This window comes from Agarivorans sp. 2_MG-2023 (genome assembly GCF_030548085.1).
Classification (GTDB): domain Bacteria; phylum Pseudomonadota; class Gammaproteobacteria; order Enterobacterales; family Celerinatantimonadaceae; genus Agarivorans.
On sequence record NZ_JAUORQ010000006.1, the window covers coordinates 283,975 to 306,794 of the forward strand.

At 44.5% G+C, this 22,820-nt stretch carries 22 protein-coding genes; 18 read left to right on the top strand and 4 right to left on the bottom strand.

From position 1 onward, the window contains the following. The first annotated feature begins 2 nt into the window (after positions 1-2). From urtE to Q4549_RS11520, 4 genes are all read left to right on the top strand, one after another. Positions 3-692: an urea ABC transporter ATP-binding subunit UrtE gene (gene urtE, locus Q4549_RS11505; RefSeq protein ID WP_137674890.1), complete on the top strand. Its 690-nt coding sequence runs from the start codon at positions 3-5 to the stop codon at positions 690-692. A gap of 39 nt (positions 693-731) precedes the next feature. Further along, on the top strand, positions 732-1,967 hold the full coding sequence (gene fmdA / locus Q4549_RS11510; RefSeq protein ID WP_137674891.1) for a formamidase: 1,236 nt from the start codon (positions 732-734) through the stop codon (positions 1,965-1,967). A 12-nt stretch (positions 1,968-1,979) separates the two neighbouring features. Further along, positions 1,980-2,336 carry a zinc ribbon domain-containing protein gene (locus Q4549_RS11515; protein WP_303512418.1) on the top strand — a complete coding sequence of 119 codons (357 nt, stop codon included), beginning with the start codon at positions 1,980-1,982 and terminating at the stop codon, positions 2,334-2,336. Positions 2,337-2,525: 189 nt separating this feature from the next. Next, a complete protein-coding gene (locus Q4549_RS11520; RefSeq protein WP_303551367.1) occupies positions 2,526-2,765 on the top strand; it encodes a ribosome alternative rescue factor ArfA in 240 nt (79 codons plus the stop codon). Here Q4549_RS11520 and yjjG read toward each other — a convergent pair. After that, positions 2,731-3,408 (bottom strand): pyrimidine 5'-nucleotidase, encoded by a 678-nt coding sequence (gene yjjG, locus Q4549_RS11525; RefSeq protein ID WP_303551364.1) that lies wholly within the window; start codon positions 3,406-3,408, stop codon positions 2,731-2,733. The two genes, Q4549_RS11520 and yjjG, sit on opposite strands and share 35 nt — an antisense overlap. Positions 3,409-3,709: 301 nt before the next feature. Between yjjG and rpsP the strand changes: the two genes are divergently transcribed. From rpsP to rplS, 4 genes are read left to right on the top strand one after another with little or no spacing between them, the layout of a single operon-like run. Next, the gene (gene rpsP / locus Q4549_RS11530; protein ID WP_016401327.1) at positions 3,710-3,955 is read left to right on the top strand and encodes a 30S ribosomal protein S16; all 246 of its coding nucleotides are present in this window, start codon (positions 3,710-3,712) and stop codon (positions 3,953-3,955) included. Between the two features lie 24 nt (positions 3,956-3,979). Then, positions 3,980-4,510, top strand: coding sequence for a ribosome maturation factor RimM (gene rimM / locus Q4549_RS11535; RefSeq protein ID WP_303512433.1), 531 nt, complete (start codon positions 3,980-3,982; stop codon positions 4,508-4,510). Between the two features lie 29 nt (positions 4,511-4,539). Further along, entirely contained in the window at positions 4,540-5,292 is a 753-nt protein-coding gene (gene trmD, locus Q4549_RS11540) for a tRNA (guanosine(37)-N1)-methyltransferase TrmD (protein ID WP_137674928.1), read from the top strand. Positions 5,293-5,320: 28 nt separating this feature from the next. Further along, positions 5,321-5,674, top strand: a complete 354-nt coding sequence (gene rplS / locus Q4549_RS11545) for a 50S ribosomal protein L19 (RefSeq protein WP_137674896.1) — start codon at positions 5,321-5,323, stop codon at positions 5,672-5,674. A 61-nt stretch (positions 5,675-5,735) separates the two neighbouring features. On the opposite strand, the gene Q4549_RS11550 is transcribed toward rplS, so the two are convergent. After that, positions 5,736-6,059 (bottom strand): isoamylase early set domain-containing protein, encoded by a 324-nt coding sequence (locus tag Q4549_RS11550; RefSeq protein WP_137674897.1) that lies wholly within the window; start codon positions 6,057-6,059, stop codon positions 5,736-5,738. 99 nt (positions 6,060-6,158) lie between these two features. Beyond that, positions 6,159-6,827: a DNA mismatch repair endonuclease MutH gene (gene mutH, locus Q4549_RS11555; protein ID WP_303551361.1), complete on the bottom strand. Its 669-nt coding sequence runs from the start codon at positions 6,825-6,827 to the stop codon at positions 6,159-6,161. 640 nt (positions 6,828-7,467) lie between these two features. Here mutH and rppH point away from each other — a divergent pair. From rppH to Q4549_RS11595, 8 genes are all read left to right on the top strand, one after another. Continuing rightward, positions 7,468-8,007, top strand: a complete 540-nt coding sequence (gene rppH, locus Q4549_RS11560; protein WP_303512439.1) for an RNA pyrophosphohydrolase — start codon at positions 7,468-7,470, stop codon at positions 8,005-8,007. Between the two features lie 3 nt (positions 8,008-8,010). Next, positions 8,011-10,278, top strand: coding sequence for a phosphoenolpyruvate--protein phosphotransferase (gene ptsP / locus Q4549_RS11565; protein ID WP_303551358.1), 2,268 nt, complete (start codon positions 8,011-8,013; stop codon positions 10,276-10,278). Between the two features lie 85 nt (positions 10,279-10,363). Further along, positions 10,364-11,170: a prolipoprotein diacylglyceryl transferase gene (gene lgt, locus Q4549_RS11570; RefSeq protein ID WP_201798775.1), complete on the top strand. Its 807-nt coding sequence runs from the start codon at positions 10,364-10,366 to the stop codon at positions 11,168-11,170. Next, positions 11,167-12,018 carry a thymidylate synthase gene (locus Q4549_RS11575; RefSeq protein ID WP_303512445.1) on the top strand — a complete coding sequence of 284 codons (852 nt, stop codon included), beginning with the start codon at positions 11,167-11,169 and terminating at the stop codon, positions 12,016-12,018. The genes lgt and Q4549_RS11575 overlap by 4 nt, the downstream gene beginning before the upstream one ends. Positions 12,019-12,210: 192 nt before the next feature. Further along, on the top strand, positions 12,211-13,437 hold the full coding sequence (gene nhaA, locus Q4549_RS11580) for a Na+/H+ antiporter NhaA (RefSeq protein WP_303551356.1): 1,227 nt from the start codon (positions 12,211-12,213) through the stop codon (positions 13,435-13,437). Positions 13,438-13,504: 67 nt separating this feature from the next. Beyond that, complete coding sequence (nhaR, locus tag Q4549_RS11585; protein ID WP_137674904.1) at positions 13,505-14,443, top strand: transcriptional activator NhaR; 939 nt, start codon at positions 13,505-13,507, stop codon at positions 14,441-14,443. A gap of 553 nt (positions 14,444-14,996) precedes the next feature. After that, entirely contained in the window at positions 14,997-19,253 is a 4,257-nt protein-coding gene (locus Q4549_RS11590; protein ID WP_303551353.1) for a PKD domain-containing protein, read from the top strand. 135 nt (positions 19,254-19,388) lie between these two features. After that, a complete protein-coding gene (locus tag Q4549_RS11595; RefSeq protein WP_303551350.1) occupies positions 19,389-19,685 on the top strand; it encodes a metalloregulator ArsR/SmtB family transcription factor in 297 nt (98 codons plus the stop codon). Positions 19,686-19,744: 59 nt separating this feature from the next. Here the strand turns inward: Q4549_RS11595 and rpsT are convergent, their stop codons facing one another. Continuing rightward, positions 19,745-20,005, bottom strand: a complete 261-nt coding sequence (gene rpsT / locus Q4549_RS11600) for a 30S ribosomal protein S20 (RefSeq protein WP_137674907.1) — start codon at positions 20,003-20,005, stop codon at positions 19,745-19,747. A gap of 238 nt (positions 20,006-20,243) precedes the next feature. On the opposite strand from rpsT, the gene murJ reads away from it, so the two are divergent. Together murJ and ribF are read left to right on the top strand one after the other, a co-directional pair. Continuing rightward, a complete protein-coding gene (gene murJ / locus Q4549_RS11605) occupies positions 20,244-21,821 on the top strand; it encodes a murein biosynthesis integral membrane protein MurJ (RefSeq protein WP_303551347.1) in 1,578 nt (525 codons plus the stop codon). A gap of 42 nt (positions 21,822-21,863) precedes the next feature. Further along, the gene (gene ribF, locus Q4549_RS11610) at positions 21,864-22,802 is read left to right on the top strand and encodes a bifunctional riboflavin kinase/FAD synthetase (protein ID WP_137674909.1); all 939 of its coding nucleotides are present in this window, start codon (positions 21,864-21,866) and stop codon (positions 22,800-22,802) included. The last annotated feature ends 18 nt before the right edge of the window (positions 22,803-22,820 follow it).

Sequence of the window (22,820 nt, forward strand, 5' to 3'; positions counted from 1 at the left end):
CGATGTTGGAACTAACAGATTACCACGTGGCTTATGGTCAAAGTGAAGTGATATCAGGAATGAACTTTAGCCTGAAGAAGAACGAAATTGTGGCGATTCTTGGCAGAAATGGCATGGGTAAAACCACTTTGATGAAGTCTTTGATTGGCATGATTCCAAGTCGTTCTGGTGAAGTAAAGCTAGAGGGAACATCGCTAAGTGAGCAAAAAAGTCATCAACGAGTGGCTTCTGGCCTTGGCTTTGTGCCGCAAGGGCGAATGATTTTTTCCACTATGACGGTGCAAGAGAACATAGAAACAGGTTTAACCAGTATTGGCTCCAGCAAAATCCCCGACGACTTATACAGTATTTTTCCGGTGTTATGGGAGATGCGTCATCGCCGAGGCGGCAATTTATCGGGTGGGCAGCAGCAACAGTTAGCGATAGCCAGAGCGCTAGCCAGCAACCCCAGCGTACTGCTGTTAGACGAACCTACCGAGGGAATTCAGCCTTCCATCATTAAAGACATGGCCAAAACACTAAAGCAAATCCGCGACCAGCGTGGTTTGTCGATAGTGGTATCGGAACAAGTATTAAGTTTTGCCCTTGATGTGGCAGACCGAATATTGGTGATAGAGAAAGGACAAATCGTTCACGACGTTCAGCGTGACGAGGTTGATGAACAACAAGTTGCCGCATATTTGTCGGTTTAAACGGCCAGTGTGTGAAGTTTACATTCAAGGAGAAAGACCATGGCAGAAACAATCATTAAAATTGACCTAAAACAATCAGCATACGACAACGAAAAGCTACATAACCGTTGGCATCCAGATATTCCAATGGCCGCAACGGTGAAGCCCGGTGATGACTTTATTTTAGAGTGTGTAGATTGGACTGGCGGGCAAATCAAAAATGACGACGACGCTTCTGATGTTCGCGATGTTGACTTATCTCAGGTGCATTTTTTATCTGGCCCGGTAGGCGTAGAAGGCGCGGAACCCGGTGATTTGCTCGAAGTTGATATTCTAGATATTGGTACCTTTGATGATTCGCAGTGGGGCTTTAACGGCTTCTTTTCAAAGCAAAACGGTGGCGGCTTTTTGGATGAACACTTTCCAGAAGCGCAAAAATCGATTTGGGACTTCAATGGTATGTTCACCAAATCTCGACACATTCCTGGTGTTGAGTTCGCTGGTTTAATCCACCCTGGCTTAATTGGCTGCTTACCTGATAAGAAGATGTTAGACGAGTGGAACCGCCGTGAAAAAGAACTGTTTGATACCAACCCAGACAGAGTACCTATGTTAGCGGCACTGCCTTATGCGCCAACCGCACATATGGGTAACATGAAACCCGAAGAAGCCAAAGTCGCCGCTGAAGAAGGCGCAAGAACAGTACCGCCGCGTGAACATGGTGGTAACTGCGACATTAAAGATTTATCTCGTGGTTCAAAAATCTATTTTCCAGTGTATGTAAAAGGCGCCGGCTTGTCGGTGGGCGATTTGCACTTTAGCCAAGGCGATGGCGAAATCACGTTTTGTGGTGCGATTGAAATGGCCGGTTGGATTCACTTACGGGTTAACTTAATTAAAGACGGCATGTCTAAGTACGCGATTAAAAACCCTATCTTCAAACCAAGCCCAATTGCCCCTCGGTATGACGATTACCTGATCTTTGAAGGTATCTCGGTTGACGAAAACGGTAAGCAGCATTATCTCGATGCCAACGTGGCCTACCGTCAAGCTTGCTTGAACGCCATTGAGTATCTGAAGAAGTTTGGTTACAGCGGGGCGCAAGCCTACTCACTGTTGGGAACCGCACCTGTACAAGGTCACTTAAGTGGAGTCGTTGACGTACCCAACTCGTGTGCCACCTTGTGGCTGCCAACTGACATCTTTGAGTTTGATATCAAACCTAATGCCGATGGCCCAACCAAGTACCTAGACGGTAGCGTTGACATGCCTTTAGCGCCTGACCTAGATAAGTAAGCGAGGTGAACTATGCCAGTTTATGACTATAAATGTGCTGAACATGGTTTGTTTTATGAATTAGCCGCTATGGACGATAGTGCTAAGCCAGCTAAGTGCCCGAAGTGTGACGCGTTATCTGCAAGGGTGATTATGTTGCCACCCTCGGTACTCGATATGGCGGCAGAAACTAAACAAGCTATAGAGAGAAACGAGCAAGCGCGGCACGAACCGCAACATTCAACGGCTGATACCAGAGCTGAAAATGCCGAGAAAGTGAAAAAGGGTTGTGGTTGTACTCATACTAAACGCGGAGGCTCAAAGCTGTTTTATACCGCCAGTGGGGAGAAAATGTTCCCGTCTATGCGGCCGTGGATGATTAGTCACTAAGCTTGGCTAGTTAGAGTTGTTCTAAAGTAGGCTTCGGCCTACTTTTTTAGTGGGTAGATTTAATCCGAATACTTAAGGGCAAAAACAGATTAAAGGAAGTGAAGATGATTTGGGTTTATGCCAGTTTACGATATACTGCGCAGCAAGTGACCAATTAGGCACTTAATTACACCGTTAAACGAGGATATTATGGCTAATAAAAAAGCCGCCAAGCTGGTGCTTACTCATGAGCATGGCCGAGGGCAAATAAATGACAATGCGATAAAGGCACTGGTAACCAGTCCATTATTTAAAGCAAAAGTAGAAAGACCCAAGAAAGGCAAAGGGTCATATAACCGAAAGGGGCAGAAGCTGAAGGGCTATGCCCCTTTTGACTTTTTAAGCGTACGTAAAGTTATGCCGCCTCTAACAGGGTTTGCAGCTGCTTAAGTGAGCTCACTTCATGATGAGGCTCTATTCCTGCAGGTCTGTCTTTCCCATGTCTATTTAACCAACAGGTATGAACACCAGCGTTTAAGCCACCTTGCACATCTGAATGCGGGTTGTCCCCAACCATCAATACCTTGTGTTTCTCTGGATACTGCATTTGTTCAAATGCATGTTCAAAAATGTCTTTATGTGGCTTGGCTACGCCTACCTGTTCAGATATAACCAGCGGTGAAAAATACCCGGTTAAGCCGGTGCGCTCTAAGCGAATATTTTGCAATGATGTAAACCCGTTAGTAATAATGCCCATTTTCACCTTGCCCTTTAAGGCATCAAGCAAGTCTTTAGCACCAGGCAAAAGGCTACAAATGTCTGCCATGGCCACTAGAAAGGCGTCATTAAGCTGCTGAGGGTGTTGCTCGAGTTTATTAGCCCAGTATTCAAAGCGCTGCTGTTGTAGCTGCTCAGCGTTTACTTGGCCTGCTTGGTAGGCATCCCAAAGCGGCAGGTTACGGGCTTGATAGTGTTGGTAATCTTGCTGTTCAAAACTCACACCGTAACGCGAGAACATTAATTGTAAGCCAGCAAAGGCATCAAAATGAAACAGCGTCTCATCGGCATCAAACAATATCCACTGGTACTGCATAAACTTATCGCCTACATATCTGCAAAAAGAAGCTTATGTTGGTGCAAGTCTTAGATTAAGTCAAAGCCCGCTGAGTTGTTGCCTGCATCTAGCTAGTGGCTTGATGTGCTTCGGCTTTTTTAGTGCTAAATCACGATGGAATTACCACGCTTATTAAAGCCGGCAAGAAGCGGTGTATTTAGATTGTCGCTAAAGCGGTGTATGGCTTGCAATTAAGCTAAAAAGGAGTACAATTCCGCGGCTTCAATTAGCGGGGATCCCATTTCGGGACCTTAAATTTTTTAACTAGTATGAGGACGATATGGTTACCATTCGTTTGCAACGTGGCGGCGCAAAAAAGCGTCCATTCTATCAAGTAGTTGTTACTGATAGCCGTAATTCACGTGACGGTCGCTTTATTGAGAAATTAGGTTTTTTCAATCCGATCGCCAAAGGTCAAGAAGAGCGTATTCGCTTGGAACAAGACCGCATTGATCACTGGGTTGGCCAAGGCGCTGCGGTTTCTAACCGTGTAGCTAAGCTAATCAAAGACTCTAAAGCAGCATAATTCAGTTTTTTTGGTGGAGTTAAGATGAGCAATACAGAACAGCCCATCGTGGTAGGTCGCTTAGGTGCCGTTTACGGTATTAAAGGTTGGCTTAAAGTTAACTCATTCACCGATGATTCAGAAGCTGTATTTAACTATCAACCTTGGTTGATAGGTCGTTCTGGCGAATATACTTCAATTGAAGTGACAGAATGGCGGCGACACAGCAAATCTTTCATCGTTAAGCTTGCGGGCTTTGATGTAAGAGAACAAGCACAGAGTTTAACTGGAATGGATATTGCGGCATTGCCACAAGACCTACCAGAGCTAGCTGAAGATGAATATTACTGGCGTGACCTTATAGGCATGCAAGTGGTTAATCGCAGTGGCTATAACTTAGGGCAGGTAACCGATTTAATGGAAACCGGCTCGAATGATGTCTTGGTTGTGAAAGCCAATTTGAAAGATGCCTTTGGCAAAAAAGAACGGTTAGTTCCGTTTGTAGAGTCTCAGATAATTGATAACGTCGATCGCGAGTCTCAAACTATTACTGTTGATTGGGATCCTAGTTTCTAGGTTCCATTATGGCTGAGCAAACACCACAATTGTGGGTGGGAATAGTAAGTCTATTCCCGGAAATGTTTTCTGCTATAAGCGAGTATGGTGTAACTGGGCGTGCGGTTAAACGTGGCCTGATTAAGATTGAGTGTTGGAATCCTCGTGATTTCACCCACGATCGTCACCGTACGGTGGACGACCGACCTTACGGCGGTGGCCCTGGTATGTTAATGATGGTGCAACCCTTACGGGATGCAATTCATGCTGCTAAACAGGCTGCTGGTGATGGGGTAAAGGTGATTTATATGTCACCGCAAGGGCGTACCTTGAAGCAAGACGGGGTAATAGAGTTAGCTCAACAGCAAAAGCTGATAATAGTTGCAGGTCGCTATGAAGGCATTGACGAACGCTTGATTCAAGCCGAAGTTGATGAGGAATGGTCGATTGGTGATTATGTGTTAAGTGGTGGTGAGCTGCCAGCAATGAATATGATAGACGCCGTCTCGCGGTTAATTCCGGGAGTACTGGGGGATAAAGCTTCAGCTGAGCAGGATTCATTCTCTGATGGATTGTTGGATTGTCCACATTATACTCGTCCAGAAGTTTTGGACGGGCAGGCAGTACCTGAGGTATTGCTAAGTGGTAACCATAAAAAAATTGAAGAGTGGCGGCACAAACAGGCACTTGGGCGAACCTACTTGAGGCGACCGGAGTTATTGGAGAATCTAGCTCTGACTGACAAGCAAGAAAAGATTCTTGCTGAGTTCATCCAAGAGCAGAAGCCCTTGGATAATAAATAAAGTTTCAGTTAATTCTAGGAAAATAGTAATGAGCAATATTATTAAACAGCTCGAAGATGAGCAATTGAAGCAAGACGTACCTGCGTTCGCACCTGGTGATACAGTTGTAGTTCAGGTAAAAGTAAAAGAAGGTGACCGTGAGCGTCTACAGGCGTTTGAAGGTGTGGTAATTGCTAAGCGTAACCGTGGTTTACACTCTGCATTTACTGTACGTAAAATTTCAAACGGTGAAGGCGTTGAGCGTGCATTTCAAACTCATAGCCCGCTAGTTGAGAGTGTTACTGTTAAGCGTCGTGGTGACGTTCGTCGTGCTAAGCTTTACTACTTACGTGAACTTTCTGGTAAGAAAGCACGTATTAAAGAAAAGTTGGCGACTAAGTAAGTCTACTTCTTCGAGAACAAAAAGCCCGCAATTGCGGGCTTTTTTTATATCTGAAAATGAGTTATTGAGCTAACTGTAATACAGAGTTATCGCCGTCTACACCATTGGCTTGGTAGGCATCAGCTTCCCAATCATTGTCGTATGCTTCTACGCCATCAGCTAAACATAGCTTGTATTTAAATTGGTAACTGGCTTGTTGGTCAGTAGGTACATTCACTACTACCTTAAATTTGCCATTCTTAAGTTTGCTTAGCTCTAAAGGTTGCCACTCATTAAACTCTGCCAGCAAAAATATTTGCTCCGCATCTTGAGTTGCTTCCTTCTCAATTTCAAAGGTAACTTTTACTTCTGGCTTGGACTTTAGATATTGCTTTTTCAACGGCATGGTTTTCTCCTCCGAGAGATAATATAAATCCGTATACAATGTGACCAAGCTTGATTCTTTCAAATAAGTGAGAGCTTGGTCAATAGTTGATTATTTTTTTTACAATTGAAAGTAGTCGCGGAGTAGTGCTGAAGTGAAGCGGGTTCGAAGATAATAGCCACGAGGAAGGGTTTGAATTAGCTGCCCGTTTGGCCCAATAGCAGCCGTGCGAGCCTTGTTATTAGCGGCTTTAGGCCGTAATTGCAATACTTGACCGTGGCGCGCAGTTATTTGATCAATTTGGCCGAAGCTGATCATTTCTACTAATTCTTCCCAATCTGATCGGAGCAGTTGTTCTTGCTCGGCTGTTGGGCTCCAAAGGATAGGATTCGCTACAATTCTCTGATCAACAGGGATCTGTCGCTCGGCCAAAATAGGGATCCATAATACCCGCGATAGCTTGTTATACACGTTGCTGGTGTGCCAAGTTGTACCTGCAATATTGGTGAGCGGAGTGATGCACACATAAGTGCTTTCTAAGGGCTTTCCCGTGTTATCGATAGGAATGGTTTTGAGTTCAATGCCCAGTTCAGGAAAGTCTTGAATAGGTTTGCTGCCAGCTGTTGCGCCTAAGCACCATTCTATAAGTTGTCCACCCCAGCCTTTTTCGCGCTTTAGGTCTTTGGGGATCGCAAGGCCTTCTCGTTGAGCAAGCTCACCAAGGCTCAGGCCAGCCAACGATTGGGCTCTATCAAACAATTCTTGTTCGGTTTTTGGTGTGCTGATCATGCTGAGTTCGTTTGCTATTAAAGCTCTATTGTATAGAAGCTGCTCATTAAATGCAGTAGCTGAAGTGAAGGTGATGGGTTGATGTTAACTATATGATTATATTGATTTTTATCGTTTGTGGTTGAGTGCTGTACTCAACTAAGAGCCGTTATTCATAACAAATAGTGAGTTACGAACAACCTTATCCACAAAAAATATGGATAACTATCCTCAATTGTTATTAACTTGAATTTTATGCACAGAACCACGTCGTTTAACTCAAAATGTATAGAACAGCGGCTGATTGGGATTAATAAATCGTAGTTCTACGGTGATTGTGTGAATTTTGAGCGCTTGAAGTTATAAACAGAGTGGGGGGCTAATAATTTAACTTTTGCAAACTGAGTTGTTTTTTAAGTGTTTGTTTTAATTGATTTTATTGTATTTGTTGTATTTGTTTGTAAGTACATTTAAATTAGTTTGACTAGCCTTTTATCCGTTTGACGCAAGTTATGCACAGCCTTTCGCACAGATAAATCGAATAACTATGGCTTAGCCGTTGTTAGTACAATTTACTCCCTTTGTGATAGGCATATTTGCCGCGCTTGTGTTTCTGTGAAAGAATCAGATTATCTATAGTTTTTAGCTGAAGGTTGTTTCAGTGATTGATGGGGATGGTTATCGTCCCAACGTAGGCATCGTTATTTGTAATCAACGTGGTCAAGTTTTATGGGCGCGTAGATATGGTCAACATTCATGGCAGTTTCCTCAAGGAGGCGTTGACGAGGGAGAGTCTGCTGAACAAGCGATGTATCGTGAGTTACATGAAGAAGTCGGCTTGTTGCCGCAAGACGTAAAAATTTTAGCAACAACCAGACATTGGCTGCGTTATAAATTACCAAAACGCTTAATTCGTTGGGATAGTCCGCCGGTTTGTATCGGACAAAAACAAAAGTGGTTTTTACTGCGTTTAGTGGGCAAAGAATCGAATATTAAATTTGACCGTTGTGGTCACCCAGAGTTTGATGACTGGCGCTGGGTGAGTTTTTGGTATCCCGTAAGACAAGTGGTGTCTTTTAAGCGGGAGGTGTATCGTCGTGCTTTAAAAGAGTTTGTTACAGCGGCTTTACCCTTTAACCGTTCGGAAAAAGGTCAAAGTAAAGATAAGCGACGACGCTTCAAAAAGCGCAAGGGAGCATAGCAAGTGTTAGGAGAGTTACGCGCCATTGTTGAACAGGTAAGCAATGCCGATACTCTCGACAGTGCGCTTGCTATTTTAGTTAAACAAATTCGTCACACTATGCTTACCGACTGCTGCTCGGTATATGTGACGGACTCGCAACAGCAACATTTAGTGTTACGTGCAACCGACGGCCTCGCTAGTGAAGCCGTTGGTAAAGCCTTCATGCCGCTTGGCGAAGGGGTGGTTGGTCAAGTGGCCATGCGCGAAGAACCCATTAACTTAGCCGACGCTAGGCTTAATCCTCACTTTAAGTATCTTCCTGAAACTGCCGAAGACGGTTTCTTTTCCTTTTTAGGTACGCCTATTACCCACCAACGCAAAGTGTTAGGGGTATTGGTGGTTCAGCAATCAGAAACGCGTAGTTTTGATCAAAGTGAAGAATCTTTTCTTGTTACCTTAGCTGCGCACCTGGCGGGTGTATTGGCGAATACTGATTTTCAAGCGGTATTGAGTGAGCCCTCTAAACAGAAATGGAGCGAGGCAATTAAAGCGGGCTCTAGCTCTAGCGGAATAGCAATTGCTCGGGCTTGGATTAACCGCTCTTCTGGCGCCTTGGAGTTACAGCAAATTCAGAAAGCCAGCGATGTTTCGCATCAATTGGCACGGTTTAATGGCGCGTTAGACATTACCCGCGATGAATTTCATAGCCTTGCCATTAAGCTCTCTGAACAACTTCCAAAAGATGTCGCCTCTATCTTTGAGGTGTATCAGCACATGTTGGCTGATGCCAGTTTGGCCGGAGATATTCGCCGTAAAATTGAAGAAGGGTACCAGGTTGAAGGGGCTTTACGTTTAGTGATAGAACACTACGTTAAGCAGTTTCAAGAAATGAATGACCCTTACTTGAAGGAGCGTGCAGTTGACGTTAAAGACGTTGGTTTGCGCTTATTACATGCGCTAGAGCTTGGCCCTAATGCTGATTTGCTACCGACTGAACCAGTAATAGTGGTTGCAGAAGAAGTGACCGCGACTATGTTTGCGCAAATTCCTCGTCAGTTTCTCGCCGGCGTTGTTTCACAACGTGGAGCGGCTAACTCCCACGCGGCGATTTTAGCGCGAGCTATGGGCATTCCTGCGCTAATGGGCTTAAGTTTCAATGTTAATAAACTCCGTGGTTGCGAGCTGATTCTAGATGGTTATTCAGGCGAGTTATTTGTAGAGCCAGATAAAATTATTCGTGATGAGTATTTGGCTTTGCTCGCTCAAGAGAGCGAGATTAATAGTTTAGTTCAGCATGATTTAGATAAACCAGCGCTAAGTACCGATGGGGTAGCAGTAGAAATGCTGATCAATGCCGGTTTAAGTGCCGATAGTGACATTGCCGTTAATGCTGGTGCCGACGGTGTAGGACTTTACCGCACCGAAGTTCCCTTTTTGATGCAAGACCGCTTCCCTTCTGAAGACGAACAATATATTCGCTATCGAGATATATTGAAGAGCTACAGTGGTAAAGAAGTATGCATGCGCACCTTAGATGTAGGTGGAGATAAACAGCTTCCGTATTTTCCTATTGTGGAAGAAAATCCATTTTTGGGCTGGCGTGGAATACGCTTAACCCTTGATCACCCAGAGATCTTTTTAGTGCAAGCGCGTGCTATGTATCGCTCGGCGATAGAGTGCGGCAATTTGTGCATTATGTTACCGATGATTAGCTGCTTAAATGAAGTAGATGAAGCATCGCGTTTATTGGAGCAAGCGTGGGCTGAAGTGGTTGATGAGTTGGATTTACGTGAGCCTCCAGAGCGACCCAAACATGGGGTGATGCTTGAGGTGCCGTCGGTGTTGTTCTTACTGCCAGAGCTGGCTCAGCGAGTTGATTTTTGGTCGGTGGGCAGCAATGATTTAACCCAATATTTATTAGCGGTGGATCGCAACAATACTCGAGTTGCTGAGCTATTTGATACCTTCCACCCTGCGGTTGTGCGAGCCCTTAATCAGATTATTGAGCAGGCTAACTTAACTAATACTCCTGTGAGCTTTTGTGGTGAGTTGGCGGGTGAGCCGGTGGGGGCCTTGTTGGTGTTGGCTTTAGGTTATCGTCGCTTAAGTATGAGCAGTTTCAATCTCGCTAAAATCAAGTACATCATTCGCCACGTTAATATGGCTGATCTCACTAAGTTACGTGAACAAATTTTACTTAGCCAAAGTGGCTCTGCTATTTACAGCTTGTTATATGACTATCTTGAACAGCTGCAGCTGTCACAGTTAGTGCGCGTGAGTAAACATTAATAAATATGCCACCAGTCAAAGCTTGTCTCGTGGCCTTTTTCACTGCAAAATGCCCTTTCTTTTTATTCCCTAAATAGAGCTATTTATCGTGTCTACACCTTTGCAATTCCCTGAGATTGACCCGATTGCCATAAGCATCGGTCCATTAGACGTGCGCTGGTACGGTTTAATGTATTTATTCGGCTTTTTATTTGCAATGTGGTTAGGCAACCGCATGGCTGATAAGCCTGGAAGCGGTTGGACACGTGCTGAAGTCAGCGACTTGTTATTCTACGGTTTTGTTGGGGTGATTATTGGTGGCCGTATGGGCTACGTCATGTTTTACCAATTCCCGCAGTTTTTAGACGATCCTTTGTATCTATTTAAAATCTGGACCGGCGGCATGTCATTCCATGGTGGCTTGTTAGGCGTGATTGGCGCAATGATGTGGTTTGCTCGCCACACTAAGAGACACTTCTTTACGGTGGCCGATTTTATTGCGCCACTGATTCCATTTGGCTTGGCAACCGGGCGCTTAGGAAACTTTATGAATGGCGAGTTGTGGGGCCGCGCAACAGACATGCCTTGGGGGATGGTGTTCCCTAGTGGTGGTATGGTGGCAAGACACCCTTCTCAACTATATGAAGTCGCGTTAGAAGGTATTGTACTGTTAGTGTTGTTGTTAATTTACGCTAAGCGCAAACCACCCATGGGAGCGATATCAGGTGCCTTCTTGCTCGGCTATGGTAGCTTCCGCTTTATTATCGAATTTTTCCGCGAACCCGATAGCCATTTAGGTTTGCTGAGTTTGGGCATGAGCATGGGACAAATCTTGTCTCTGCCAATGATTATATTTGGCGCTTTGTTTATCGCTTGGGCTTACCGCCGTAATACCAAAGAGAGTAACGCATGAAACAGTATTTAGATCTTTGCCAACGGATTGTTAACGAGGGTACATGGATTGAAAATGAACGTACCGGTAAACGATGTTTAACGGTTATTAATGCTGATCTTGAATACGATGTCGCTAACAATGAGTTTCCCTTAGTGACTACTCGCAAAAGCTACTGGAAAGCGGCGATTGCTGAGTTGCTAGGTTATATTCGTGGCTTAGATAATGCCGCTGAGTTTAAAGCATTAGGCACCCCAACTTGGTTAGCTAACGCTAATGAAAACCAAGCTTGGCTAAATAACCCCGCACGTAAAGGCGACAATGATATGGGGCGTGTTTACGGGGTTCAGGGGCGTTCATGGCGCAAGCCTGAAGGTGGCTCGGTAGATCAACTCAAAAAAATCGTTGATGACTTAACTAATGGTATTGATGACCGCGGTGAAATTTTATCCTTTTATAATCCTGGCGAATTTCACTTAGGGTGTTTAAGACCATGTATGCACACCCATACCTTTTCGTTGTTAGGCGATACTTTGTACCTCACTTCGTCACAGCGCTCTTGCGATGTGCCGCTAGGGCAAAACTTCAACCAAATTCAGGTGTTTACTTTCTTAGCGTTGATGGCACAAATTACCGGCCACAAGGCGGGTAAGGCTTACCATAAAATTGTTAATGCTCACATCTACGAAGATCAGCTCGCACTAATGAAAGACGTGCAGCTTAAGCGTGAGCCCTATGCTGCACCTAAGTTACATATCAACCCTAAAATTAAATCTCTAGAAGATTTAGAAACCTGGGTAACGCTGGATGATTTTGAAGTCAGTGATTACCAGTTCCACGATCCTATCGCTTATCCATTTTCGGTTTAAAGCATCAAATAAAAACCTGATAAATCGTTTAAGGCTTGTCAGGTTTTATTTTTAATTTGTATTAATAAATAGTTAAACCGTTGTTTAAAGTTTATATCATCGGAATTTCCGATGGTAAGCGTAATTACAAGTGAATATGTTTTAACCCATCGCTGAGTAAAATAATGTCTTCATTTTTCTCTGTGAGCTGTTATGAAATCATTTCTTGATCGTTTTTTAAGAATGGAAGCTGCCGGTGGTATCTTGTTGATGCTAGCCGCCGTGGTAGCACTGTTTATGGCAAACAGTGCTTGGTTATCTCCTACATATTTCGCCTTTCTTGATACCCCATTTCAAGTGCGTATTGCCGAACTCGATATTAACAAGCCCTTATTGTTGTGGATCAACGATGGGTTAATGGCTGTGTTCTTCTTGGTGATTGGCTTAGAAGTTAAGCGCGAAATGGTTGAAGGAGCGCTGTCATCTAAAGAACGTGCCTTATTACCTGTAGTCGCTGCGATTGGCGGTATGGTAGTACCCGCAGCCGTATACTTAATATTCAACATTGGTGATGCAGAGCTGGCTAAAGGCTGGGCGATTCCTGCAGCAACTGATATTGCTTTTGCATTGGGTGTTATGGCGCTGCTAGGTAAGCGCGTTCCAGCAAGCTTAAAGGTATTTTTACTGGCACTAGCAATCGCCGACGACTTGGGCGTAATTGTTGTTATTGCCTTGTTCTACACCAGTGAAGTCGCAATTATGCCGTTGGTGTGGTCGGTGGCAGCAACCCTTGGTTTATGGATGCTTAATCGTCGCGGACATGGTGGCTTAAGTGCTTACATGTTGCTTGGTTTAGTGCTTTGGGTAGCGGTGCTTAAGTCGGGTGTACACGCCACCTTAGCAGGCGTAATAGTTGGCTTTATGATCCCAATTAAAGCTAACTCAGGTGGCTCTCCGTTGAAGAAGCTAGAGCATGCCTTACACCCTGCATCGAGCTTTTTCATTGTGCCTATTTTCGCCTTTGCTAATGCGGGTGTTCCGCTGGCCGGAATTAGCTTAGAAAGCTTCCAAAGTCCGTTAGCCTTGGGTGTTATTCTTGGCTTGTTAGTGGGTAAACCTTTAGGTATTTATACCTGTAGCCGCTTAGCGATTCGTGCTGGCTGGGCTAAGTTGCCAGAAGGCGCTAACAACATGCAGTTACTTGCAACGTCTATGCTGTGTGGTATTGGTTTCACTATGTCTATCTTTATCTCGTCGTTAGCCTTTGCGGGTCAAACTGATTTGATAGGACTGTCGCGTTTAGCTATATTGGCAGGCTCGGTGACTGCAGCATTGTTGGGTTACGGTTTATTGCACAGGTCTACCCGTGAAGAAGCCGCTAAGCTAGCAGAGCTAGAGCTCGGTCAATCCAACAAAACATTAAGTACGTCTTCCATGTAGTTAAATTGAAGGCCGAACAATAACAATGATGCAAACCCCGTTTTCGGGGTTTGCTGTTAGGTAAGGCATGTCACATTTAAACTACAACCATCTTTACTACTTTTGGATGACCTACAAGCGAGGATCGGTAACTGCTGCCGCTGAGGCGTTGTTTTTAACCCCACAAACCGTAACGGGCCAGATTAAGCAACTGGAACAGCGTTTAGCGGGTGAGTTGTTTATTCGCCGAGGCCCTAAGATTACCCCTACCGAACTGGGCCAGCTGGTCTATAAATATGCCGATCGCATGTTCAGTCTCAGTTATGAAATGCTCGATATCGTCAACTATTCACAACAAGATAAATTGTTGTTTGAGGTGGGTGTTGCTGACGCGTTATCGAAACGTTTAGCTAGCCGTATTTTGCTTTCTGCTGTGCCACCCGACGGTAATATTCGCCTGCGTTGTGTTGAGTCTACCCACGAATTGCTTTTATCTCAGTTAGCAGAGCACAAGTTAGATATGATTTTGTCAGACTGTGGTTTAGACAACGCTCAGCAAGACGGCGTGTTGAGCAAGAAACTGGGTGAAAGCGGCATCGCGTTTTTTGCCAATGAACCACTTCCACTCTTGCCATTTCCTGCTTGTTTAGAACAACGTAGTCTGTTGCTGCCCGGCAGACGTAGCTCTTTAGGCCGAAAACTGTGGACTTGGTTTGATGAGCTAGGTTTAAAAGTATCGGTATTAGGTGAGTTTGATGATGCCGCGTTAATGAAAGCGTTTGGTGCATATACCGACGGTATTTTTGTTGCTCCAGCCATATATACGGAAGAAATTTTGGCTAATCCTAATACACGCTTATTAGGCATCACTAATGAGTTAACGGAGGAATATCACGTGCTGTTTGCGGAGCGAATGATTCAACACCCTTCGGTAAAACAGCTTTGTAATAGTGACTTTTCAACCTTGTTCTCAGGTGAGCAGCAATTACAAAATGTGGATGAGATTCTAAACATCAGTTGTGACTAGCTGCCGCTGGTATAAAAATTATTTAATATTATTTATTGAATAAGCGAAACAATATACCGTTTCAAAACACTTTTCTTATTGTGAGTAATATCAAATATTTTGGTTTGACCTTGAGCATTATTTGAAGCCGCGCATGTTTAGCGCTTATCTTGCTTAATTATTCACCTTCCAAGCGCTACTCTACTATTTATAAAATACAGAATAATATTTGGGCCTTTAGCTAAATAGGCTAAGCAATAGCTGCTATTGCGCTCAATAGAATAATAATTGTTGGCAATAACGACCAACACAAAATGTTTCTGGTAACTCCCTGTTGTGGAAAGTTTTTTCGCCATAGCATCGAGCTGTAGTACAGAGGCCTCGCTAAATTATAGGTATATCTCAACCTGATTTAGTGGGTGATGCCGTTAGGTATCTGAGCGCAGAAACAAACAGTAGTAGGGTTATATAAATCGGTTAACACTAAACGTTCCCATGTTTGGCTTCTGTATTTTTAACAGCGAGTAAGCGTATGAGTGGCCTTAAGCCACGAGTGCGGGAAAGGAAGCAAATCATGAAAAAGGTGTTTGCCATAAGTATGGTGGCAGCGTCGATCTCTGCGCAGGCGGAAATTGCAGCGACTCATATTTATCATAATCATATGCCAAATTTTTGGCCGTACTACGATGTAAGTCAATATGAAGGTTTGTCGGTAGGCGACCCCGTTCGTTATGCCTACGACGGCCAAGTAATTAACCTCAAGAATAGCCCTCCAGCTAACTACACGTTTTATATTCCAGGTAGCGGTGCTCCCATGCCGCACGACGATTTAGTCTCTTATTATCAGCATCATGCTAAAAAAGGTGCTTACTTAAGTTGGCCAATGGATACGGCCAAAGGTAACAACGGCAATCATCCTCAAAGCCAAACCCATGTCACCATGTCTGCATCAGTGATTAACAACGTGCAGAGTTTTGGCGAGTTAGGTAATTTGGACGGTTATAATTTGGGCTGGGGCGCTTATTGGCGTGATACCCAAAACAGCACTAAGACCAGCGGTGGTTTTAATGCTCTAGACACTATCCACTTCTCTGGTCACCACACCATGGGGCCTTTGGTGGGTAATGATTATTTCTTAAAAGATTTGATTTATCAAAACGTTACTTTGGCTCAAGATTATTTCTTAGGTGATTCATTTAAATCATCTAAAGGCTTCTTCCCAACAGAGTTAGGTTTTTCTGAGCGAATTATTCCGGTATTGACCAAGTTAGGCATTGAGTGGTCGGTATTAGGTAACGTGCATTACTCGCGTACCTTACGTGATTACCCTTACCTAAATGACCCGGGCAAAGACACCTTAATCTCACCACCTAACCGTGCTGACTTACAAAACGTTAGTGACATTGGATCTTGGGTAGATCTGCATATGTTTAATGAGCAGCAGGTTACTCATAACAAGTTTCCGTTTGCTTCTATCCCACATTGGGTGCAATACGTAGATCCTAATACCGGCGAGCAGCATAAGGTAGCGGGTATTCCGGTAGAGCAAGCGAGCTCGTGGGAAGAAGGCTACCAATGTAAAGTGACTGCTGATGTGCTTAAAGCATATGAAGGCGACGCTGCTTCACTTGGCAGAACTCAGTATTTCACTATTGCTCATGATGGCGATAACTCTTCTGGTTGTGCTGGGGACGGTAATACTTGGGCTAACTCAGGTAACGTAACCTATGCAGACAGTTCGGTTCGCGGTATGGGCGTGGATGAATATCTAAAAGCTTACCCAATTCCTGCAGATGACATTGTTCACGTACAAGATGGTTCTTGGATTGATACTCGAGATTCATCTGCTGATCCAACGTGGTATCACTGGCATATTCCAGTGGGTGTGTGGCGTGGCCAAATGGCTGATTTTAATACTGCCAATGGCACTGATTTTGTAGCCACTCGCGAGCATATGGTATCGCTAGAACTAGGTTATCATTATCTAGAGCGTAACTTTGCCTTACTACAAGCGGCAGAAAACTACGCAAAAACAGCTGAGCAAATCTGGTTAGACAATAACCCTAACCATTGGAGCCCAAGCACCGCCCGTGATAACGAAGTGACCTACCCAGGTAACCAGTTAAACCCGTGGATGATGTCTTACCCTGTTAAAGGTGATGCCGGAAACAACTACGCAGGTGGTGCAAACCCAGCTGAATTAGGTTGGTATTTCTTGCTAGCATCTATTGATTCAGGTTTTGGTTACTACGACGAAAACGTTGATGATGGGGTAAAACCTACCATTTCGTTTAATCAGTCTTTGCACTTCACTACACCTTATGTAGATGCCAACTTGAGCCAAGATAAAACTGGCCCGTCTGTTTGGTGGCCTCAGCGCTACCCATACAATCCTGGCAGTGCCAACTCAAGTAAGGCTGAAGGGTGGGCGACGGTTTACGCCGATACTAAGTTTGCTATTTACACCTATGGTTATGACGTAAATGGCATTCAAGATATTAAAGTTAAGGTCCGTGTTCACAAAGATAAGTGGGCGACCGCAACCGATAAAACCTTTAAGTTGTACGATCCAAGTGCTCACAGCAGCGATCCAAATGTTGACCCATCGCGTGTGGGAGAATGGCAAAGTTTTGACATGAATGAACGCGACTTAAGTGGCGATATCAATGGTGTGACTTGGCAGCCTTCTGGTAAAGAAATGTTTGATGTAGTACCTGCCCAAGAGATTGGTAACTTGTACTTCAGCTACATTGACCAATACCAAGAGCAATTGCTTGATTACTACATTGAAGCTACGGATAGCAAAGGCAATGTGACTCGTTCTGAGATTCAACAAGTTTACGTAGGTGCTGGCCAGTTTAGTTCGGTGGGCGGTAAAACTGTTGAAGATGTGAATGGTGCAATCGCTGGCGAAGCCATGTTCTTTACCGATGGTGTGGTAGTGGGAGATAAACGCCCTGTTGCCAATATAGATGCTACTGGTGGAGAAGTGGCATTGGGTACCGTTGTTACCTTAAGTGCTGCAGGCTCTTCAGATGAAGAAGGTCCAATTGCTAGTTACTTATGGAGCACTGGTGAAACTACCCCTTCAATTACAGTTACGCTAAACGAACGTACCACTGTGTCGGTGACTGTGACCGATAGCGTGGGTCAAAAAGCCTCTACCAGTGTGACTTATCGTATTATTGGTCAGTCTCTTACTTCAACGGTGTACTATCAAGATAACAGCGGCTGGGGGCAAGTATGTTTGCACTACACCGTTGATGGTGCGGTAACTTGGACAGTGGCACCTGGCGAAGCTATGCAAAGTGTTGGTGGTAACTGGTACAGCTTAACCGTAGACCTAGTGGATGGTACTCAACTAGAGTTTGTCGCTAACAACTGTAGCGGTACATGGGATAACAATGGCGGTCAAAACTACAAAGTAGATGATGGCAGTTGGAATGTTGTCTCGGGAGCCATCGCAGCAGGTATACCTGATGGTTTAGATGGTAACGCGGCACCCGTTGCTGCTATTAGCCCTGGTAGCCAAACAGTAGCGAAAGGCTCTGTGGTGACCTTAAGTGGTGCTGGTTCAAGTGATAGTGACGGTTCAATTGCCAGTTACAGCTGGAGTACTGGTGCAAGCACTGAGTCTATTTCGGTCACGGTGAATGAAACTCAAACCATTAGCCTTACGGTTAGCGACGACAAAGGTAAAACTGCAAGTACCTCGGTAACACTGACGGTAGTACCAAATAAAGCACCTATCGCCAACATTTCGCCGGCGAGTCAAACCGTTGCTGCTGGGACTACTGTTACCTTAAGTGCAGCTGGTTCAAGTGATGAAGATGGCTCTATTGAGAGTTACTTGTGGAGCACAGGCGAAACAACGAGCAGTATTGATGTAGTGGTAGATGTAAGCAAAACCATCAGCGTAACAGTAACAGATAATGAAGGTGCTACAGCAACTGCTAACGCTGTGTTAAGCGTGGAAAGCGATGAAAAAGCGAAAAACTTTAATCAGCTTTATTTCCGCGGTACAGCAAACGGCTGGGTAACTACTGCGATGGATCTGGTTGCTGATAATACGTGGCAACTAGTGGTTGAACTTGATGGCCAAGCTAATCAGCGCTTTAAGTTTGATGTAAACGGTGATTGGGGGCAAAACTACGGCGATAACAATGCTGACGGAGTGCTAGAGCAATCAGGTGGAGATATTTTCACTACGCTAACGGGTTCTTACTTAATCGAGGTCAATGACCAGACGTTGGCTTACAGCATCACTGAACTTAATGCTAACCAAGCTCCCACGGCCATTATTGGTGCCTCGGCTACTCAAATAGATATTGGCCAAAGCATTACTTACAGTGCGGCCGGTTCTAGTGATAGTGACGGCACCATTGCTAGCTACCTATGGAGCAATGATGCGACCACTGAAACCACTACTGTAAATTACGCTACTGCTGGCTCTTATGGTATGAGCCTTACCGTAACCGATGACGGCGGTAAAACAGCAAAAGCGTCTGTTGTTGTAGAGGTGATTGACCCAAATGCTAACTTTACTGCTAACTTCCAACAGCTGTTCTTTAGAGGAACGGCTAACAACTGGCAAACTGGGGCAATGAGCTTAGTGGCAAATAATACTTGGCAAACTACGGTGAGCTTTGACGGCCAGAATGAGCAACGTTTTAAGTTTGATGTTAGTGGTGATTGGTCAAATAATTACGGCGACAACAATAACGATGGCGTACTAGAGCAAACGGGTGGAGACATCTTCACCAACGTAGTAGGCAATTACATAGTGGAAGTGAATGATGCCACTATGCAATATAAAATCATCGCTCAATAAACGTATCTCACTCTAAGTAAAAGCCGCTACATAGCGGCTTTTTTCTTTGCTTCGCATTGGCTGCTTAGGCGGCTGGCTAGCGAGTTCCAGTGATTTCACGTATAGTTTGCCTTAATTGCTTCACTAGGTAGAAAGATGAATATAGAAGACATGCAAAAAAATGCAGAGCCTGCATTAAAGCTCCTTAAAGCCCTAGCTAACGAAAGCCGATTAATGATTTTGTGCCATCTAGTCGAAGGTGAGTTAACGGTAGGGGAGTTAAACCAACGGGTTCAGCTTAGCCAGTCTGCTTTATCACAACACTTAGCATGGCTACGCAAAGATAAGCTGGTAAGCACCCGTAAAGAGTCTCAAACCATCTTCTATTCTTTGGCTAGTGATGAAGCCAAAGCGGTGTTAGGCCAGCTGCACGCGCTGTACTGTGCCGAATAGCTGAATTTCAGATATAAAAAAACCGGCCAAGGCCGGTTTTTTTTATCAAGCGCTTTAAATTAAAGTGCGTTGATTTTAGCAACAATGCGGCTCTTATGACGAGCTGCTTTGTTTTTGCTGATCAAACCTTTAGACGCGTAACGGTCTAAAACTGGTTGAGCGGCTTGGTATGCTGCTGTAGCTGCTTCTTTATCGCCTGCTTCGATAGCTGCAATAACTTTTTTCAAATTAGTGCGCATCATAGAGCGACGGCTAGCGTTATGTTGACGACGCTTTTCAGCTTGGACAGCGCGTTTTTTAGCTGACTTAATATTAGCCAAGTGTAACTCCTGAACTTTGTCTTGGAATTATGAATTTTAAGGCCGTGGAATATGCCCGTTTTTCATGTTTATGTCAAACAATTTTTAACCAACTATAAATATCCAAGTGCGTAAAGGCCAACTAAACGTTACGGCCGTAGCATAGATCTGTATAGGCGGGTAAACTGTGGCGCGATTCTACCAGCATTTTCTATGTTAGGGCAGAGGAATTTGTATAAATTGGCAACAGGACAGTGCATTGAGTAAAACCTTGTTAAAATCGGGCGCTATTGTTAGCGGTATGACCTTGATTTCTCGCGTATTGGGTTTAGTTCGAGACGTAGTAATAGCAAACTTGATGGGGGCGGGCGTAGCCGCCGATGTATTCTTCTTTGCCAACAAAATCCCCAATTTCTTACGTCGCTTATTTGCCGAAGGCGCGTTCGCCCAAGCTTTTGTGCCAGTGCTTACCGAGTACAAACAAAAAAGCGCCGAAGATGAAATAAGAGAATTAGTTGCCAAAGTGAGCGGTACGCTTGGCTTGGCGGTGACCATTGTGACTTTATTTGGCATTATTGGCTCGCCACTGATTGCTGCCCTATTTGGCACGGGCTGGTTTATCTCATGGTTAAATGATGGGCCTGATGCCGCAAAGTTTGAACTGTCGGCCTTTTTATTAAAAATTACCTTTCCCTATTTGTGGTTTGTCACCTTTACCGGTTTATCGGGGGCCATTCTTAATGCTTATGGTCGTTTTGCGGTGGCTGCCTTTACTCCAGTGTTACTGAATGTAGTGATTATTGGTTTCGCCATGCTAGTGTCACCGCAGTTAGAGCAACCCGAGGTAGGGTTAGCTATGGGCGTGTTTTTTGGTGGTTTGGTTCAGTTTCTGTTTCAACTGCCTTTTCTATTTAGGCTTAAGTTATTACGCAAGCCAAGTTGGGGCTGGAAGCACCCGGGTGTGGTAAAAATTCGCACTTTAATGATTCCCGCATTATTTGGGGTCTCGGTCAGTCAAATTAACTTGTTGCTCGATACTCTTATTGCCAGCTTTCTGGTCACAGGCTCTATTTCTTGGCTGTATTATTCAGACCGTTTGTTGGAGTTTCCATTAGGGTTATTTGGCATTGCTATCGCCACGGTGATCTTACCTAGTTTGTCGCAACGTCATGTAGACGCTAACCCTAAACAGTTTCAACAAACTATGGACTGGGCAGTGCGTATGGTGTGCTTTTTAGGTATTCCAGCCACCATAGGTTTAGCGTTGTTAGGTCACCCTATTCTTCAAGTATTATTTATGCGCGGTGCTTTTGACCAACAAGATGTACTTAATGCCTCATACAGCTTAATGGCGTATAGCGGGGGCTTGTTATTCTTTATGTTAGTGAAAGTATTAGCGCCCGGTTATTACTCGCGGCAAGATACTAAAACCCCGGTTAAAATTGGCATCATTGCCATGGTGAGTAATATGGGTTTTAACCTTATTTTTGCCATTCCTTATGGCTATGTAGGGTTGGCGATTGCCACGGCGTTGTCGGCTCTGCTTAATGCTTATTTATTGTATCGGGGCTTGCACAAGCAAGGAGTATACAAAGTGAGCCGAGCCACTAGCGGGTGCATTGTGCGCATAGTGCTCGCTTCGGTTGCCATGGGAGGCCTTATTTACTGGCTATCTCCGGTGGCTGAGCAATGGTTTGCCCTTAACTGGTACAGCAGCGTTATTCAGTTGATCATTTGCGTTGCAGCAGCCATTGCAAGCTACTTAGTTTTACTATTTTGCTTAGGGATAAGATTAGCGCACTTGAAAAGCAGTTTCGGGGCTGTAACTGCGGACTAAACAAGCTATAATCCGTCGGTTTTTGACGAAATAGGCGCGGGAATGGAGTTAATTCGCGGTATACGCAACATTAAAGCGCGCCATTATGGCTGTGCCTTAAGTATTGGTAATTTTGATGGTGTGCATTTAGGCCATCAGCAAGTAATAAAGCGATTAGTTGAACAGGCTCGCCAGCGGGGCTTACCTGCTGCGGTAATGATTTTTGAGCCGCAACCTTTAGAGATATTCGCTAAAGATAAAGCGCCCGCTCGAATTAGCCGCTTTCGCGATAAATACCAACAGCTCAAAAGTTTGGGTGTTGACCGTTTGCTAGTGGTGCGTTTTAACCAAGCCTTTGCTCAGCAAAGTGCCGACTATTTTGTGCGTCAATTATTGGTAGAGTTGTTAGGTATTAAGTATCTAGCAGTAGGCGATGACTTTCATTTTGGTAAAGGCCGAGAAGGTAACTTTGCTAGTTTGCAAGCCGCTAAACAGCAATATGGTTTTGAGCTAACCTCAACCGATTCATTTTGTATGAATCAACAGCGAGTTAGCAGCACCTTATTGCGTCAGCATTTAGCTGACTCTGATTTTAATACCGTGGGTCAGTTATTAGGGCGAAAATTTAGCTTTAGTGGCAAAGTGATCCACGGGCAAAAACTAGGGCGCCAACTGGGATTTGCTACGGCAAACCTAAAGGTGGCTCGTCATGTTTGCCCGATTCATGGTGTATTTGCGGTAAAAGTGTATGTACACGGGCAACCAGAGCATCGATTCTCTGGAATTGCCAATATAGGCTGGCGACCTACCGCCGCAGGAAAAGATTTATTGGTGGAAGCGCATTTGTTTGAGTTTGATGCCAATCTGTATGGCCAACGCTTAGTGGTTGAACCGCAGTTAAAAATACGAGATGAACAAAAATTTGATTCACTTGATGCGCTGAAAGCTCAGGTGAATCTCGATATTAAGCGAGCAAAAGCCTACTATGGCCTTGCTGAGTAATTGACTGGAAAAGTGATT